Here is a 14,603-nt window from a genome sequence, read left to right as displayed (position 1 = left end):
TCTTACTCCTCTGCCGGCTTCGCTTTTGCTTTGGAAGCGGCTGTTTTCTTTGCTGCTGGCTTCTTAGCGGCAGCCTTTTTCGGCGCGGCTTTCTTCTCGCCGTCTGCGGACTTAGCGGCGGACTTGCGAGCAGGGGCCTTCTTGGTTTTGGTGCTGCCAGCTTTGGCGGCAATTAAGGCGAGCGCTTCTTCCATCGTCACACTGGCTGGTTCTTTGCCCTTTGGAAGCGTGGCGTTGACCTTGCCCCAATTCACATATGGACCATAACGACCATCGCGCACGGTGATCGACCCGCCCTCGGGGTGGTCGCCAAGTGTTGCAAGTGCGGCAGGGGTTGCGCGGCCACGACCGGGGCCTTTGGATTGCTTGTCTGCAAGAACAGCAACGGCGCGATTAAGACCAACCGAAAATACCTCTTCGGCATTTTCGAGATTGGCGAAGGTGCCGTCATGGCTGACATAAGGCCCATAGCGCCCAATGCCTGCCGAAATCATCTTGCCGGTTTCAGGATGCTGTCCAACATCACGTGGCAGTGACAGAAGCGCAACTGCCTTTTCATGATCAACCGTATCAAGTGACCAACCCTTTGGCAGGCTGGCGCGCTTGGCCTCCTTGCCTTCGCCACGCTGAATATAGGGGCCAAAGCGACCGGTGCGAGCGGTGATCTCTTCCGCCGTGAACGGATCTTTGCCAAGCGACTTCGGCTCATCGGAAGCTGCCGCCTCGCCATTGCCTTCACCGCCAAGCTGACGGGTGAATTTGCATTCAGGATAGTTGGAGCAACCAACAAATGCACCATATTTGCCGAGCTTCAGCGAAAGCTGGCCGGTGCCGCAAGTCGGGCACGAGCGTGGATCGCTCCCATCGCCACGATCAGGAAACGCGAGCGGTGCAAGCTCTTCATTCAGTGCATCAAGAACATTGGTAACGCGCAACTCCTTGACGTCATCAATGGAGCCGGAGAAATCGCGCCAGAAATCGCGCAAAACGTCTTTCCACAGCAGTTTGCCATCGGAAATAAGATCAAGCTTTTCTTCCAGATCAGCGGTGAAATCGTATTCCACATAGCGTTTGAAGAAGCTTTCAAGGAACGACGTTACCAAACGACCTTTCGGGTCTGGCGTCAACTTGCGCTTGTCGATGGTGATGTATTCGCGATCGCGGAGCGTTGCGAGTGTCGCGGCATAAGTCGATGGACGGCCAATGCCTAACTCTTCCATCTTCTTGATGAGAGAAGCTTCAGAATAACGTGGCGGCGGCTCTGTCGAATGCTGTGTGGCATCGATTTTTTCGCGGCCAATTGTTTCGCCAGAACGAATTTCCGGCAGCTTTGCGCTGTCTTCGTCCTCATCTTCTTCTTCGCGATGATCGACATATGCAGCGAGGAAGCCGTCAAATTTCGTTACCGAGCCATTGGCACGCAGCATTGCCAAACGCGAACCATTCGTTGCTTCGATATCAGCTGTCGTACGCTCAATATCAGCAGCTTGCATCTGACTGGCGATGGTGCGCTTCCAGATCAGTTCGTAAAGACGCGCCTGATCTTCATCAAGATAGCGACGCACTTCTTTTGGATGACGCGAGAAATCCGTCGGGCGGATTGCTTCGTGCGCTTCCTGTGCATTCTTCGCCTTGCTGGAATAATAGCGCGGCTTTTCCGGCACATATTTCGCACCGAACGTGCCGCCAATTGCTTCACGCGCAGCTTGAATGGCTTCAGGCGCAATCTGCACACCATCGGTACGCATATAGGTGATCAGACCGGCAGTTTCGCCGCCGATATCAACGCCTTCATACAGACGCTGCGCAACCTGCATGGTGCGCGAAGCCGAAAAACCGAGCTGTCCGGATGCAGCCTGCTGCAGCGTTGAGGTGGTGAATGGAGGGCCAGGATTGCGCTTGGTTGGCTTGGCCTCAACGGCAACAGCCTTGAAACTTGCGCCTTCCAACATGGTGCGGATGGCCGTGGCCTGCTCTTCATTCTTGATGTCGAGCTTACCAAGCTTTTTTCCATCAACCGCAGTCAGACGAGCCGTAAAAGCATCGTTGCGCGGTGTTTTTAAAAGTGCAGCAACATTCCAGTATTCTTCTCGAATGAAGCGTTCGATCTCAGACTCGCGATCACAGACGAGGCGCAGCGCCACAGATTGTACACGTCCCGCAGAACGCGCACCCGGCAGCTTGCGCCAAAGCACTGGCGAAAGATTGAAGCCGACCAGATAATCGAGTGCACGCCGGGCCAGATAAGCATCGACCAACGGTTCATCGATATCGCGCGGGTTGGCGATGGCATCCAGAACGGCTTTCTTGGTGATTGCGTTGAATGCGACGCGCTTGACGGTTTTACCCTTGAGCACCTTCTTTTGGTTCAGAACTTCCAGCACATGCCACGAAATGGCTTCGCCTTCGCGATCAGGGTCGGTTGCGAGAAACAATGCATCGCTGTCTTTCAGAGCTTTGACAATATCTGCCAGACGCTTGGAAGAATTGCTGTCAACTTCCCATGACATGGCAAAATCTTCATCAGGACGAACGGAGCCATCCTTAGCTGGCAGATCTCGCACATGACCAAACGAGGCCAGAACTGTATAGTTCGAGCCAAGATATTTATTGATGGTTTTAGCCTTTGCAGGCGATTCGACAACGACCACGTTCATTATAACTGCCCAGATTCGCAATGATTACGGGAAAGATGTCCCTCTATCGCGTTCAAATATTTGCCTTTCACATGAACAGCGGTTTGCGTTTGGTCAAGAGCACGGAGCGAAAAATCGACAAATACAACTAAAGATTGCTGTTGTTAATTATAAACCACATGGTAGTATTTGGCTGAGTTATATCCAATGGGCTTGGGGCATCGACGCTAAAAAATTATAGTTAGTTTTTGTAAAGCACGATCTATCGATTCAAAAAATTGAGCGCCCTTTGTGCGTTCGAAAGAGTGCACGGCGTCTCATGGCCAGAAGGGTGACTTTCAGACGCAGGCAATCGAACGATCTTGGGGGCAAGAATGGTTCAACGGGTAGCAACCCACCGGGAGATACTGATGTATATTGAGCAGATGCTTGAAGAACTCATTCTTATGGCAAAAAAGACTGACCAGCAGATGCTCGTCTATATGATGGATATGGCCTTGCAGGAAGCGCGGGACGGTCGCCGTATTCGCGAAAATGTAAAATAATAATTTAGGGTCTGTTGGTTTTGGAGCGTAGAAAGGATGAAAATTGCACAGGTTTAGGAGCAAAGCCGAGGGTGGAGGCGTTCTCTATCAAGATTTTGCGACGCAAAGCTGGGGTATTTTCATCATATCCCTTCAGGCTGTGGCGGGTTTTCCCCTGAATGCGTCGAACTGCCATTGTTGAGATACACAACACGCCGACCTGCTCTCCTGTTCAGGAACGAAATCCGTGGCACGTCGCGCCCTGAAACAAAATCCCCACAGAGCCTAGAGCGTTTTATCGCATTATCCCGCGCAAAAAAGCTCACGCAGTTTTGCTGCAAATGCTTGAATTAGTTTATTGCGGCATAAGAGCCACCTGATTGCCCGGATAGCGTAGGAGCCTCCCTGCAAGATCAAGTTCGAGAAGTATCAACTGCGCATTGCTTGGTTCTAGACCCGTGTGTCTGACAAGCGAGTCCACATCGATAGGAACCGGACCAAGCGCATCAATCAAAATATCACGCTGTTCATCGGTAGATATGGCGTGACGTGACTCTGGCGGCTCCTCAAACTGGCTGAGAAGATCAGACTGATCGGTATTGGTTCGAATTGTATCTCCGCCAATCAACGGCGTGAGGGATTCAACCACGTCATCCGCATTCGTCACCAGCGTTGCGCCTTGTTTTAAAAGAGCATTGGTGCCGCGCGCACGAGGGTCCAGTGGCGAACCGGGGACGGCAAACACTGTGCGGCCTATTTCACCCGCCATACGCGCACTGATCAGCGAGCCAGAACGCTCTGCCGCTTCAACGACGATGAGACCGAGTGACAGCCCAGCAATGATGCGGTTGCGGCGTGGAAAGTCTTTGGAGCGTGGTTCCGCACCCATAGGCATTTCGGTAATAAGCGCACCGCCATTCTCGGGAATAGCGCGGTAAATCGGAAGGTTTTCAGGCGGATAGGGCCGGTCGAGACCGCCTGCAAGAACTGCAATTGTTCCGCTTGCCATGCTGGCCTTATGGGCTGCCGCATCAATGCCGCGTGCGAGGCCGGAAACAATCGCAAAACCGGCATCACCCAGATCACGTGCTAATTTTTCGGTAAAACGTGCGCCAATAACCGATGCATTGCGTGAACCGACGATGGCTACAGGAGGTTTACGGAATACATTGACATCGCCCTTGATGATGACAAGTGGTGGCGGCGCTTCGCAGTTTTTCAGTTGCTGCGGATAATCTGGCTCGCCCATGCCGACAAGACGCGCGCCAATCCGTTCGATGGCTTCGAGTTCGCGCTCGGCATCCTCAAGGGATGGGATGCGTACCGCGCGTGAACCGCCGCCACGGATATTGAGGCTTGGCAGTCGTTCAATGGCATTGGCGGCTGATCCGCAAAACAAAATTAAATCGCGAAAGGTAACCGATCCGATATTGTCAGTGCGGATGAGACGCAGCCAGTTGAGCCGCTGCCGATCTGAGAGGCGAATTCCATGTTTTGAATTCGCGCGCTCTGTCATCCTTTTTTGCCGATCTTGCTTTCGGTGCCGCTTAAAAGCCGGGAAATATTGGCGTGATGTTTGATGAAGACAATCACTGTCATAATGGCAAACAAGGCTGCAATCGCCAGATCACCACGAATATAAAGCACAATCGGCACAATGAGGCTGGCAACAAGTGCTGAAAGCGATGAGTAACGGGTAAGGAGTGCCGTGATGATCCATGCGGCAATGAAAATCAGTGCACTCGGCCATGCAAGGCCGATCAGAATGCCAAGATAGGTTGCAACGCCTTTGCCACCCTTAAAGCCGATCCAGACCGGGAAAAGATGGCCTATGAACGCGCCAAAACCCGCAGCAATTGCTGCATACTCGCCAAATCGCCATGCAATCAGCACTGCAACCGTGCCTTTGAGCGCATCGAGAAGAAGGGTTGCTGCGGCGAGTTTCTTGTTGCCGGTGCGCAGAACATTGGTAGCGCCGATATTGCCGGAACCGATTGATCGGACATCACCCAAACCCGCAAGGCGTGTCAGAACAAGCCCGAACGGAATTGAACCCAGAATATAACCGAAAATCAGCGCCCCCAGCGACACCAGACTGAAAAGACCTGCTTCGGCCATGAAACTCCCCATATCTTCTTTATTAATCAATTGAGAAGAAAAGCCGTCTAAAAGCAAGACGGCTTTTCCAAATTTTTGAGAACACCCAAAAAAACCTAAGGCATTATTCTAGATGCTAATTTACGCAACTGCTAAGCTGAATAAACGGTCTTACCGCCGACGATAGTGCGGTTGACGCGACCCTGAAAGCGGGCGCCTTCAAAGCAACTGTTCTTTGAGCGGGAATGTAAGTCATCCTCGCGAACCACCCATGGCTCGTCCAGATCGACAATCGCCAGATCAGCCTTCGCACCGGGCTTCAGCGTGCCTGCGTCCAGTCCGAAGATACGCGCAGGCGCGGTCGAGAGCACTTCCACCAGACGCAGCAACGGGATGCTGTCGTTGTGGTGCAGGCGAAGGGCCGCTGCAAGGAGCGTTTCGAGACCAATCGCGCCAGCTTCAGCATCCGCAAAAGGCAGACGCTTGGTGTCAACATCCTGTGGATCATGAGCGGAGACGACAATATCAATCGTGCCATTCTTGACGGCTTCAACCATCGCCAGACGATCTTCTTCGCTGCGCAAAGGTGGCGACAGGCGGAAGAAGGTACGGAATTCGCCGATGTCGTTTTCGTTGAGCGACAGGTGATTGATTGAAACGCCTGCTGTCACCCTGGTGCCGAGGTCTTTTGCACGGCGAAGCGCATCGGCTGACATGGCGCAGGAAAGCTGTGCTGCGTGATATTTGCTGCGGGTGAGGGCGGCCAAACGCAGATCACGTTCGAGCGGGATAACTTCCGCTTCGCGGGGGCTTCCCGATAATCCGAGCCAGCTTGCAAACAGGCCTTCATTCATCACGCCATTGGCACCGAGATAAGGGTCACGGGTTTCACAGGCAATTACCGCATCAAAGTCGCGCGCATAAGTCAGCGCACGGCGCATCAATTGCGTATTGGCAATCGTATGGCGACCTTCGGTGAAGGCGACTGCTCCTGCATCACGCAACAGACCAATTTCAGTCATTTCCTCGCCATGCAGGCCCTTGGTAATGGCTGCAGCCGGATGCACGTTGACGATAGCCGTATCACGTGCCGTGCGTTTGACGAACTCGACCAATGCCACGTCATCGATCACCGGATCGGTATCAGGCATCATGATGATAGATGTCACGCCACCTGCCGCTGCGGCCTGACTGGCCGATGCGATGGTTTCGCGGTGTTCCGCACCCGGTTCACCAATAAATACGCGCGAATCGACCAGACCCGGCAGAATAGCCATGCCATTCAGGTTGAGGATTTCAGCGCCTTCCGGCGCACCCTGATTACGGGCATCGGCACCGCTGGCAACGATCTTGTCATCTTTGATCAGCAGGCTTCCGACTTCATCAAGGCCGCGAGACGGATCGATAATGCGGGCATTTTCAAAAAGGATCGCACTCATGCCCGTTCTCCTGCGGCTTCTGCACGACGCGGATCGAGCAAGGCTTCCATAACCGCCATACGCACGGCGACACCCATTTCCACCTGTTGCTGGATCATACTCTGCGGACCGTCCGCGACATCGGATGCAATCTCGACACCGCGATTCATCGGGCCGGGATGCATGACCAGTGCATCAGGTCGGGCAAGCTTCAGCTTTTCCTTGTCGAGACCGTAGAAGCGAAAATATTCACGCACCGATGGCACGAAGGAGCCAGCCATACGCTCACGCTGAAGGCGCAGCATCATCACGACATCGGCGTCTTTCAGACCTTCTTCCATGGTGTTGTAAACTTCAACACTCATATCAGCGATGCCAGAGGGCAGCAGGGTTGAAGGAGCAACAACGCGAACGCGTGCGCCAAGTGCGTTGAGAAGCAGAATGTTGGAGCGCGCAACGCGCGAGTGGAGCACATCGCCGCAAATGGCAACTATCAGGTTGCCGATGTCGCCTTTGGCTCGGCGGATGGTCAGCGCGTCGAGCAGCGCCTGTGTTGGGTGTTCGTGTGCACCATCGCCAGCATTGACGACTGCACAACCGACTTTTTGCGCAAGGAGTGCGGCTGCACCGGCAGACGCATGGCGTATAACCAGAATGTCGGGCTGCATAGCGTTCAGCGTCATCGCGGTGTCGATGAGCGTTTCGCCTTTTTTGACCGACGAATTGCCGACCGACATGTTCATCACGTCCGCGCCGAGCCGTTTTCCGGCGAGTTCGAACGATGATTGCGTTCGCGTCGATGCTTCAAAGAACAGGTTGATCTGGGTGCGACCGCGCAGCACGGACTTTTTCTTCTCGGACTGTCTGGAGACAGCCACTTCCTGATCTGCAAGATCGAGAAGACAATTAATGTCCAGGGGCGATAGCCCCTTGATGCCAAGCAGGTGGCGATGAGGGAAAATCGGAGAGACCGTTTGATTTGTCATGACAAGTCACCCGTATAGAGCCGCAAGAACTGGACCGCAACCGCCCTTATAATGGCTTTGGCCGATTCACAAAGAAAAACCTGCATTCTTTGGGCATAAAGCAGTGGGACGTTGGAAAATGTTAGTAAATTACAATGCAAGAACGCATAGAATAGACATTGAATTGAACCAAACCAAACGGATGAGCCTGTGAAAACGCACGAAGTAACCAACCAGACCCCGTCGATGGCGGGTACCAATGCATATCTGGGCGATCCGCTTCTGATACAGATCGCAGCGCGTTTCCCGAAAGAACTGCATTCCGATCTGGAAAACACCGGGCGTTTCGTCATGTCGGCAGAAGCGCAGGATCTTGCGCGCCTTGCCAATACGGAACTGCCAAAGCTGCGCAGCCATGATCGTCAGGGGCGTCGCGCCGATATGGTGGAATATCATCCAGCCTATCATGCACTGATGCGCCGTTCGATTGCGCAGGGCCTTCATTGCTCGATATGGGAGGCCATTTCCATTGAATCCGGACGCCGCCATCAGGCTCGTGCCGCACGGTTTTATCTGACCGCACAGCTTGAATCGGGGCATCTTTGTCCGCTGACCATGACCAATGCATCGCTTGCGGCCATCATGTCGTCGCCTGAACTTTATAGGGAATGGTCGCCGCAGATTCTATCGCGCAAATATGATTCTTCGCAAAAGCCTGCCTTGCAGAAGCATGGCATAACGCTTGGCATGGGGATGACCGAGAAGCAGGGCGGCACGGATGTTCGCGCCAATACGACCCGCGCTGAACGAAACGAAGATGGCACCTATGCGATCATCGGCCATAAGTGGTTTATGTCGGCTCCAATGTCCGACGCGTTTCTGGTGCTGGCGCAGGCGGAAGAGGGGCTTTCGTGCTTCCTGCTGCCGCGTCTGACCAATGAAGCGGCTGGAAACGGTTTTTTCTTCCAGCGTCTCAAAGATAAGCTCGGCAACAAATCTAACGCTTCGGCGGAAGTCGAATTCGACGGAGCGATTGGTCATCTGGTCGGAAATCCGGGCGACGGTGTAAAGACCATCATGGATATGGTCACACTCACCCGGTTGGATTGCGCGGTCGCCTCAGCCGGTCTGATGCGTTCGGGTCTGGCCGAAGCGGTACATCATGCGCGTCATCGCGAAGTCGGTGGACAAAAGTTAATCGCACAGCCGCTGATGAGCCGTGTGCTTGCCGATATGGCGCTCGATGTTGCCGGTGCAACGGCCCTTTCCATGCGGCTTGCACGCGCATTTGATATGGCTGCAAGTGATCGTGCGGAAGCGGCTTTCGCCCGTTGCATGACACCGGTTGTCAAATATTGGGTCTGCAAAACAGCACCAGCATTGCTTTTTGAAGCCATGGAATGCCTCGGCGGCAATGGTTATATTGAGGACGGCAATCTCGCACGCGCTTATCGCGAAGCGCCGGTTAATGCGATCTGGGAAGGCTCAGGCAATGTCATGGCGCTTGACGTGGCGCGCGTTCTTTCTCGCGCACCATCGCTGTTTGACGAAGTTCTCGACTGGATCAGCGGGCAGCTTGGCGTGCGCGGGCAAGGCACGATTGATGTGTTGCAGGCAGCCTTGCAACTAACAGAAACTGATCAGGGTGTTGCACGTCTTCTGACGGCGCAGCTTGCTTATGCTGCTGCTGCCGCAGAACTGCGCAGTCTCGGCGCGGATGATATCGCAGACGCATTCATTGAAACGCGTCTCGGTGGTCAGTGGCGCTCGACCTATGGCATGCTCGATGCACGCCATAATGCAAACCGGATATTGGACCAGCTTTATCCGGCGTCGTAATCGCTGTCGTCGGAATGTGATGAACGCAAAAGGTGCAAACGATCCAGTGCACCTTGCAAAATGAAGGAAGCTGCAGCCGAATCGATGCGTTCGGCCCGCTTGCCGCGCGATACATCCATGCCGATCAGCGCGCGTTCGGCGGCAACCGTCGAAAGTCGCTCATCCCAGTAAACGAATGGCAGATCGGTCAGCGGCTGCATGGTGCGAACAAAAGCACGCGTTGCCTGAACACGCGGTCCGGCGCTTCCGTCCATATTCATCGGCAGGCCAATGACGATGACGCCAACATTGTCGGTGCTCAATGCTTTGAGCAAAACCTGCGCATCGATTGAGAATTTGACGCGTTTGATAACCGGGCGAGGGTTTGCAAAGGACAGGCCGAGGTCGGAAACTGCAAGACCGATGGTTTTGGTGCCAAGATCAAGTCCGGCAATCGTATGGCCGCGCTGCAAAACATCTGCAACGTCTTCTATTTCAATAACGGCCATAATTCCTCATAAGATTTTGAACAAGCTTCATATTGCCTGATGTAATTGAGCCGTAATATCTGTTTTAAAACTGAAAATCGAGATCGAAGGAGAAACTTCATGAAAATCACCTGGCTGGGCCACGCGGCATTCCGCGTCGAGACTGCGGATGCGGTTATCCTCATTGATCCTTTTCTCAACGGCAATCCTGGTGCTAAGGGCCTTGATTTCAAAGAAGTAACTAACGGCACAACCCATATTGCACTCACCCATGGCCACGGCGATCATGTCGGTGATACGGTGGCAATCGCCAAAGAACATGGTGCAACTGTGATTGCCAATGCCGATCTTGCAAGCTGGCTTGGAAGTCAGGGTGTGGAAAAGCTCGATCCCGGTAATACCGGCGGCACGCTCGCCCATAATGGTTTTACTGTTACTTTTGTGAACGCGCTTCATTCCTCTGCCATGCTGACGGAAAACGGCGTTTCACAGGCTCTCGGAAATCCGAATGGACTGGTCTTTCATTTCAACCATGCGCCGTGCCTTTATCACATGGGCGATACGGATATTTTCTCCGATATGGCGCTGATCAACGAGTTGCATCAGCCGGAAATCGGCATCGTGCCGATTGGTGATCGCTTCACCATGGGCGGTGCTGTGGCAGCGCTTGCCTGCCAGCGTTATTTCAACTTCAAAACGGTTCTTCCATGCCATTATGGTTCGTTCCCGATCATCGATCAGAACGCAGAAAAACTTGTAGCGGGTATGGAAGGTCAGTCGAAAACTAAGGTTTTGGTTGCTCCGGCTGGGACAGTTCATAGCTTCTAACTATGGATGGAAGCGCAAGAAATGTTGCGCTTCCGCACCCACACCGTTATAGCCGGTAAAAGAACCTTTTCAGGGCAGCTTTATGCTGTCCTAAACAAGCATTTGCGGAGAACAGGATGTCCGTCGATATTTCAACCGTCAAGCGCGTCGCGCATCTTGCGCGGATTGCTGTCAGCGAAGATGAAGCTGAACGCATGACCGGTGAACTGAATGCAATTCTGGGCTTTGTCGAGCAGTTGAACGAAGTCAACGTTGACGGCATTGAGCCGATGACTTCGGTGGCGCCTATCAAAATGCGTCTGCGTGAAGATGCGATGACCGATGGTAATATTGCTAGTGCTGTCGTTGCCAATGCGCCTGTGACCGAAGAGAATTTCTTCGTGGTGCCAAAGGTCGTGGAGTAAATCGATGGCTATTCGGGTTTCTGTCGAGACCCCATTGCAGGACGATGTGCGCGATCTGGTCGAAGCCTTGAACGCGCATATGCTGCCGCTTTCGCCGATCGAATTCCAGTTTAAGATGACTGTTGAACAGATGGCGGAACCGGATACGACGGTTTTTGTCGCACGAGATGAAGACGGAAAGGCCGTCGGCTGTGGTGCGCTGAAGATGCACGATAACGGTGTGGGTGAACTCAAGCGCATGTTCACGCGCCCGGAAGTTCGAGGCAAGCGTATCGGCTCACATCTTGTCGATGCGATTGTCGAGTTGGCAAGAGCCAACGGTGCTTCACGCATGGTCCTTGAAACCGGCACAGGTCCCGGCTTTGATGGTGCCTGGCGGCTTTATGAAAATTCGGGTTTTGCGCGTTGCGGAGTGGTTCTGGATTATCCTGACTCCGAATACAGCGCCTTTTTTGAAAAACGTCTTGCTGAGGCGTGACTTTACAGGATTTGATGATGAGCGAACTCACCGCACTGACCATTGCCGAAGCGCGCGACAAGCTGAAGGCCAAGGCAATTACCGCCACTGAACTCACAGATGCCTATATCGCGGCTATCGATTCCGCTAATGAGAAGATCAATGCCTATGTCGCTGTGACGCCTGAAAAGGCGCGCGAAATGGCAAAAGCTTCCGATGCGCGGATTGCCGAAGGCAAAGCTGGTGCATTGGAAGGCATTCCGCTTGGCGTAAAAGACCTGTTTGCGACCAAAGGCGTTCACACGCAGGCTTGCTCACATGTTCTCGATGGCTTTAAGCCGGAATATGAATCGACCGTCACCGCCAATCTCTGGGCTGACGGCGCTGTCATGCTGGGCAAACTCAATATGGACGAATTCGCCATGGGCTCGTCCAACGAATCCTCGCATTATGGTGCGGTAAAAAATCCTTGGCGTGCCAATGGTTCCGATGTTGATCTGGTGCCAGGCGGCTCGTCGGGTGGTTCGGCAGCAGCCGTTGCAGCGCATCTTTGCGCTGGTGCTACGGCAACCGATACGGGCGGCTCGATCCGTCAGCCCGCAGCTTTCACCGGCACTGTCGGCATCAAGCCAACCTATGGCCGCGTTTCGCGCTGGGGTGTCGTAGCCTACGCTTCCTCGCTTGATCAGGCTGGCCCGATTGCCCGCGATGTGCGTGATGCTGCGATCTTGCTGAAGTCGATGGCGTCGCTTGATCTGAAAGATACGACATCGGTCGATCTGCCGGTTCCGGATTATGAAGCAGCCATTGGCAAGTCATTGAAGGGTCTCAAGATCGGTATTCCGAACGAATATCGTATCGATGGTATGCCGGAAGAAATCGAAGCGCTCTGGCAGAAGGGCATCCAGTATCTCAAGGATGCTGGCGCAGAAATCGTCGATGTTTCGCTGCCGCACACTAAATATGCGCTTGCCGCCTACTATATTGTGGCACCCGCGGAAGCTTCTTCCAACCTCGCACGTTATGATGGCGTGCGTTACGGTCTGCGCGTACCGGGCAAGGATATTGCCGATATGTACGAACAGAGCCGCGCTGCAGGCTTCGGTAAGGAAGTGAAGCGCCGTATTCTGACCGGAACCTATGTGCTTTCGGCTGGTTATTACGACGCTTATTATCTGCGCGCACAGAAGGTTCGCACGCTGATCAAGCAGGACTTTGAAAATGTCTTTGCCAGCGGTGTTCATGCGATTCTGACACCTGTCACACCGTCTGCCGCTTTCAGCATAGGTGACAAGGAACTCGCAAACGATCCAGTCAAGATGTATCTCAATGACATCTTCACAATCACGCTCAACATGGCGGGTCTGCCAGGGATTGCTGTTCCTGCGGGACTTAACGATCAGGGCCTGCCGCTCGGGCTTCAGTTGATTGGTCGTCCATTTGAAGAAGAAACTTTGTTCCAGGCAGCCAGTGCAATCGAGCAGGCAGCGGGACGCTTTACCCCAAAGAAATGGTGGTAAAATCTGAATTTCTTATTCGCCGGGCAAAAATGTCCGGCGAATTTGTTTTGATGGCTGAGCTAGCAGTTCGGGCATGGCTAACCGCGGCACATGACATTGTTCTGACAGATAACAGCCGGGATGCGCTCGAAGCCAAATTTCTGCATGATCTCAATGAGGACGCTGATTGTGTTCTTGTCGCGGAGCAAGATGGGCTGATCCGTGGCTGGGCCGCGCGTGTGTCCAAATCCAATTATATCTCCGATCTCTGGGTCGATCCCACCTATCACCGCCAAGGCACTGGTGCTGCATTGCTCGACGCTATAATCGCGCAGATTTTGCTTGATGATTTTGTTCAAGCCGAGATTGGAACCCATGCCGATAATCTTCCGGCAATCAGCCTTTATGAGAAGATGGGTTTTCGGATTTATCACCGTGGTGGCGAATGGTCCGAAAGCTTTGGTCGTAGCGTTGAAAAAGCCCGCATGCGGATTGTATTGTAAAGTTTCATTGTCATTTGCACATATGCGCCTATCCTCTTGTAAGGAATCATTTTTCAGCAGGAGGGGCTTATGTGGATCATGCTTACTGACGTCAGCGGCGAACGGGTTGCTGTCAATTTCAATCACGTTCTGTCTTATAATGCATATGGTACCGGAACGCGTATTGTGACGCTCAGCACTGACCTGACATTCTTTGTTAAGGAATCTCTCGAAGATATTGAAACCAAGCTCGGTATTGATGTTAAGCAGTGAAGGAATAACTGTCGGTTTTTGCCTTCTTAAATTCGATGTTTGGGCGCTTGACCTTCCAACGATGGAAAGCATTAAGTTCCTCCGTATGGGATAAACCAACGGAGGTTCTGATAATGAAGCTTTCCTCAATCGTTTTCGCGGGCGTGCTGTTCACCAGTGCGGGGGCGGGATTTGCGCAGGGGCAGACGGGGGCGAATGATGCCCATATGAACCATGGCGCACACGTCACCAGTGATAATGCGTCTGCCGATAGTCCTGCGGTTGCAGCCTACAAAGCCGCCAATGATCGAATGCATTCAGACATGGGTGTTAAGTTTACAGGCAATGCCGATGTAGACTTCATGCGGGGAATGATCCCTCATCATCAGGGTGCGATCGACATGGCGCGTGTAGCGCTTAAATATGGCTCGGATCCAAAGGTGCGCGCGCTTGCAGAAGAGGTTATTTCTGCACAGGAAGCAGAAATAAAGATGATGCAGCAATGGCTTGCAGAGCATGATAAGTGACACAATAAAGCGTATCCGAAAAGTTTGAAACGCCTTCGCGGGTAAATTAGTCCAATGGACTAATTTCTGATTCCTCTTTGATCGGAAAAGATTAGCGTTAAAATAAAGAGTTAAAGCGCCGATCTGATAAAACCAGATTGAGCCGCTGTCTAAGGGGCGATTGCATTCGCCCCTTTTGTCATCTCGGTTATTTACCGAATCTTATCAC

Annotated in this window: 15 protein-coding genes; 9 read left to right on the top strand and 6 right to left on the bottom strand. The window is 53.1% G+C overall.

Going from position 1 to position 14,603, the window contains the following annotated elements; genetic code table 11:
• Positions 1-2 precede the first annotated feature (2 nt).
• Positions 3-2,657: a type I DNA topoisomerase gene (gene topA, locus CEV31_RS16415; RefSeq protein ID WP_094508414.1), complete on the bottom strand. Its 2,655-nt coding sequence runs from the start codon at positions 2,655-2,657 to the stop codon at positions 3-5.
• A gap of 389 nt (positions 2,658-3,046) precedes the next feature.
• Between topA and CEV31_RS21425 the strand changes: the two genes are divergently transcribed.
• A complete protein-coding gene (locus CEV31_RS21425; protein WP_268876355.1) occupies positions 3,047-3,181 on the top strand; it encodes a hypothetical protein in 135 nt (44 codons plus the stop codon).
• A 334-nt stretch (positions 3,182-3,515) separates the two neighbouring features.
• Here CEV31_RS21425 and dprA read toward each other — a convergent pair whose 3' ends face one another.
• The 4 genes from dprA to CEV31_RS16395 form a co-directional block, all read right to left on the bottom strand.
• Positions 3,516-4,676, bottom strand: a complete 1,161-nt coding sequence (dprA, locus tag CEV31_RS16410) for a DNA-processing protein DprA (RefSeq protein WP_094508412.1) — start codon at positions 4,674-4,676, stop codon at positions 3,516-3,518.
• On the bottom strand, positions 4,673-5,278 hold the full coding sequence (gene plsY / locus CEV31_RS16405) for a glycerol-3-phosphate 1-O-acyltransferase PlsY (RefSeq protein ID WP_094508410.1): 606 nt from the start codon (positions 5,276-5,278) through the stop codon (positions 4,673-4,675). Before plsY ends, dprA begins: the two co-directional genes overlap by 4 nt.
• A 131-nt stretch (positions 5,279-5,409) precedes the next feature.
• The gene (locus CEV31_RS16400; RefSeq protein ID WP_094508408.1) at positions 5,410-6,696 is read right to left on the bottom strand and encodes a dihydroorotase; all 1,287 of its coding nucleotides are present in this window, start codon (positions 6,694-6,696) and stop codon (positions 5,410-5,412) included.
• Positions 6,693-7,661 carry an aspartate carbamoyltransferase catalytic subunit gene (locus CEV31_RS16395; RefSeq protein ID WP_007878655.1) on the bottom strand — a complete coding sequence of 323 codons (969 nt, stop codon included), beginning with the start codon at positions 7,659-7,661 and terminating at the stop codon, positions 6,693-6,695. The genes CEV31_RS16400 and CEV31_RS16395 overlap by 4 nt, the downstream gene beginning before the upstream one ends.
• A gap of 189 nt (positions 7,662-7,850) precedes the next feature.
• Between CEV31_RS16395 and CEV31_RS16390 the strand changes: the two genes are divergently transcribed.
• Positions 7,851-9,479: an acyl-CoA dehydrogenase family protein gene (locus tag CEV31_RS16390; RefSeq protein WP_094508405.1), complete on the top strand. Its 1,629-nt coding sequence runs from the start codon at positions 7,851-7,853 to the stop codon at positions 9,477-9,479.
• Here the strand turns inward: CEV31_RS16390 and ruvX are convergent.
• Entirely contained in the window at positions 9,464-9,967 is a 504-nt protein-coding gene (ruvX, locus tag CEV31_RS16385) for a Holliday junction resolvase RuvX (RefSeq protein ID WP_094508403.1), read from the bottom strand. The two genes, CEV31_RS16390 and ruvX, sit on opposite strands and share 16 nt — an antisense overlap.
• Positions 9,968-10,066: 99 nt before the next feature.
• On the opposite strand from ruvX, the gene CEV31_RS16380 reads away from it, so the two are divergent.
• From CEV31_RS16380 to copM, 7 genes are all read left to right on the top strand, one after another.
• The gene (locus CEV31_RS16380; protein ID WP_094508401.1) at positions 10,067-10,774 is read left to right on the top strand and encodes a metal-dependent hydrolase; all 708 of its coding nucleotides are present in this window, start codon (positions 10,067-10,069) and stop codon (positions 10,772-10,774) included.
• Positions 10,775-10,890: 116 nt separating this feature from the next.
• A complete protein-coding gene (gene gatC, locus CEV31_RS16375; RefSeq protein WP_094508399.1) occupies positions 10,891-11,178 on the top strand; it encodes an Asp-tRNA(Asn)/Glu-tRNA(Gln) amidotransferase subunit GatC in 288 nt (95 codons plus the stop codon).
• 4 nt (positions 11,179-11,182) lie between these two features.
• Positions 11,183-11,656: a GNAT family N-acetyltransferase gene (locus tag CEV31_RS16370; protein WP_094508397.1), complete on the top strand. Its 474-nt coding sequence runs from the start codon at positions 11,183-11,185 to the stop codon at positions 11,654-11,656.
• 17 nt (positions 11,657-11,673) lie between these two features.
• Positions 11,674-13,155 (top strand): Asp-tRNA(Asn)/Glu-tRNA(Gln) amidotransferase subunit GatA, encoded by a 1,482-nt coding sequence (gene gatA / locus CEV31_RS16365; protein WP_094508638.1) that lies wholly within the window; start codon positions 11,674-11,676, stop codon positions 13,153-13,155.
• A gap of 50 nt (positions 13,156-13,205) precedes the next feature.
• Positions 13,206-13,637, top strand: a complete 432-nt coding sequence (locus CEV31_RS16360) for a GNAT family N-acetyltransferase (protein WP_235818127.1) — start codon at positions 13,206-13,208, stop codon at positions 13,635-13,637.
• A gap of 69 nt (positions 13,638-13,706) precedes the next feature.
• Positions 13,707-13,889: a hypothetical protein gene (locus CEV31_RS16355; protein ID WP_094508393.1), complete on the top strand. Its 183-nt coding sequence runs from the start codon at positions 13,707-13,709 to the stop codon at positions 13,887-13,889.
• A 113-nt stretch (positions 13,890-14,002) separates the two neighbouring features.
• Complete coding sequence (gene copM, locus CEV31_RS16350; protein ID WP_094508391.1) at positions 14,003-14,395, top strand: CopM family metallochaperone; 393 nt, start codon at positions 14,003-14,005, stop codon at positions 14,393-14,395.
• Positions 14,396-14,603 lie beyond the last annotated feature (208 nt).

The organism is Brucella thiophenivorans (assembly GCF_002252445.1).
Classification (GTDB): domain Bacteria; phylum Pseudomonadota; class Alphaproteobacteria; order Rhizobiales; family Rhizobiaceae; genus Brucella; species Brucella thiophenivorans.
Note: the sequence above shows the minus strand (reverse complement) of the source record. Positions and strands in the feature narration are given on the sequence as shown.

Excerpts from the sequence above, each read along its gene's own strand:
- CEV31_RS16380 (WP_094508401.1), top strand. The coding sequence starts at position 10,067 with ATGAAAATCACCTGGCTGGGCCACGCGGCATTCCGCGTCGAGACTGCG.
- ruvX (WP_094508403.1), bottom strand. The coding sequence starts at position 9,967 with ATGGCCGTTATTGAAATAGAAGACGTTGCAGATGTTTTGCAGCGCGGC.
- CEV31_RS16395 (WP_007878655.1), bottom strand. The coding sequence starts at position 7,661 with ATGACAAATCAAACGGTCTCTCCGATTTTCCCTCATCGCCACCTGCTT.
- CEV31_RS16400 (WP_094508408.1), bottom strand. The coding sequence starts at position 6,696 with ATGAGTGCGATCCTTTTTGAAAATGCCCGCATTATCGATCCGTCTCGC.
- CEV31_RS21425 (WP_268876355.1), top strand. The coding sequence starts at position 3,047 with ATGTATATTGAGCAGATGCTTGAAGAACTCATTCTTATGGCAAAAAAG.
- plsY (WP_094508410.1), bottom strand. The coding sequence starts at position 5,278 with ATGGCCGAAGCAGGTCTTTTCAGTCTGGTGTCGCTGGGGGCGCTGATT.
- gatA (WP_094508638.1), top strand. The coding sequence starts at position 11,674 with ATGAGCGAACTCACCGCACTGACCATTGCCGAAGCGCGCGACAAGCTG.
- copM (WP_094508391.1), top strand. The coding sequence starts at position 14,003 with ATGAAGCTTTCCTCAATCGTTTTCGCGGGCGTGCTGTTCACCAGTGCG.
- CEV31_RS16360 (WP_235818127.1), top strand. The coding sequence starts at position 13,206 with ATGGCTGAGCTAGCAGTTCGGGCATGGCTAACCGCGGCACATGACATT.
- dprA (WP_094508412.1), bottom strand. The coding sequence starts at position 4,676 with ATGACAGAGCGCGCGAATTCAAAACATGGAATTCGCCTCTCAGATCGG.
- CEV31_RS16370 (WP_094508397.1), top strand. The coding sequence starts at position 11,183 with ATGGCTATTCGGGTTTCTGTCGAGACCCCATTGCAGGACGATGTGCGC.
- topA (WP_094508414.1), bottom strand. The coding sequence starts at position 2,657 with ATGAACGTGGTCGTTGTCGAATCGCCTGCAAAGGCTAAAACCATCAAT.
- CEV31_RS16355 (WP_094508393.1), top strand. The coding sequence starts at position 13,707 with ATGTGGATCATGCTTACTGACGTCAGCGGCGAACGGGTTGCTGTCAAT.
- gatC (WP_094508399.1), top strand. The coding sequence starts at position 10,891 with ATGTCCGTCGATATTTCAACCGTCAAGCGCGTCGCGCATCTTGCGCGG.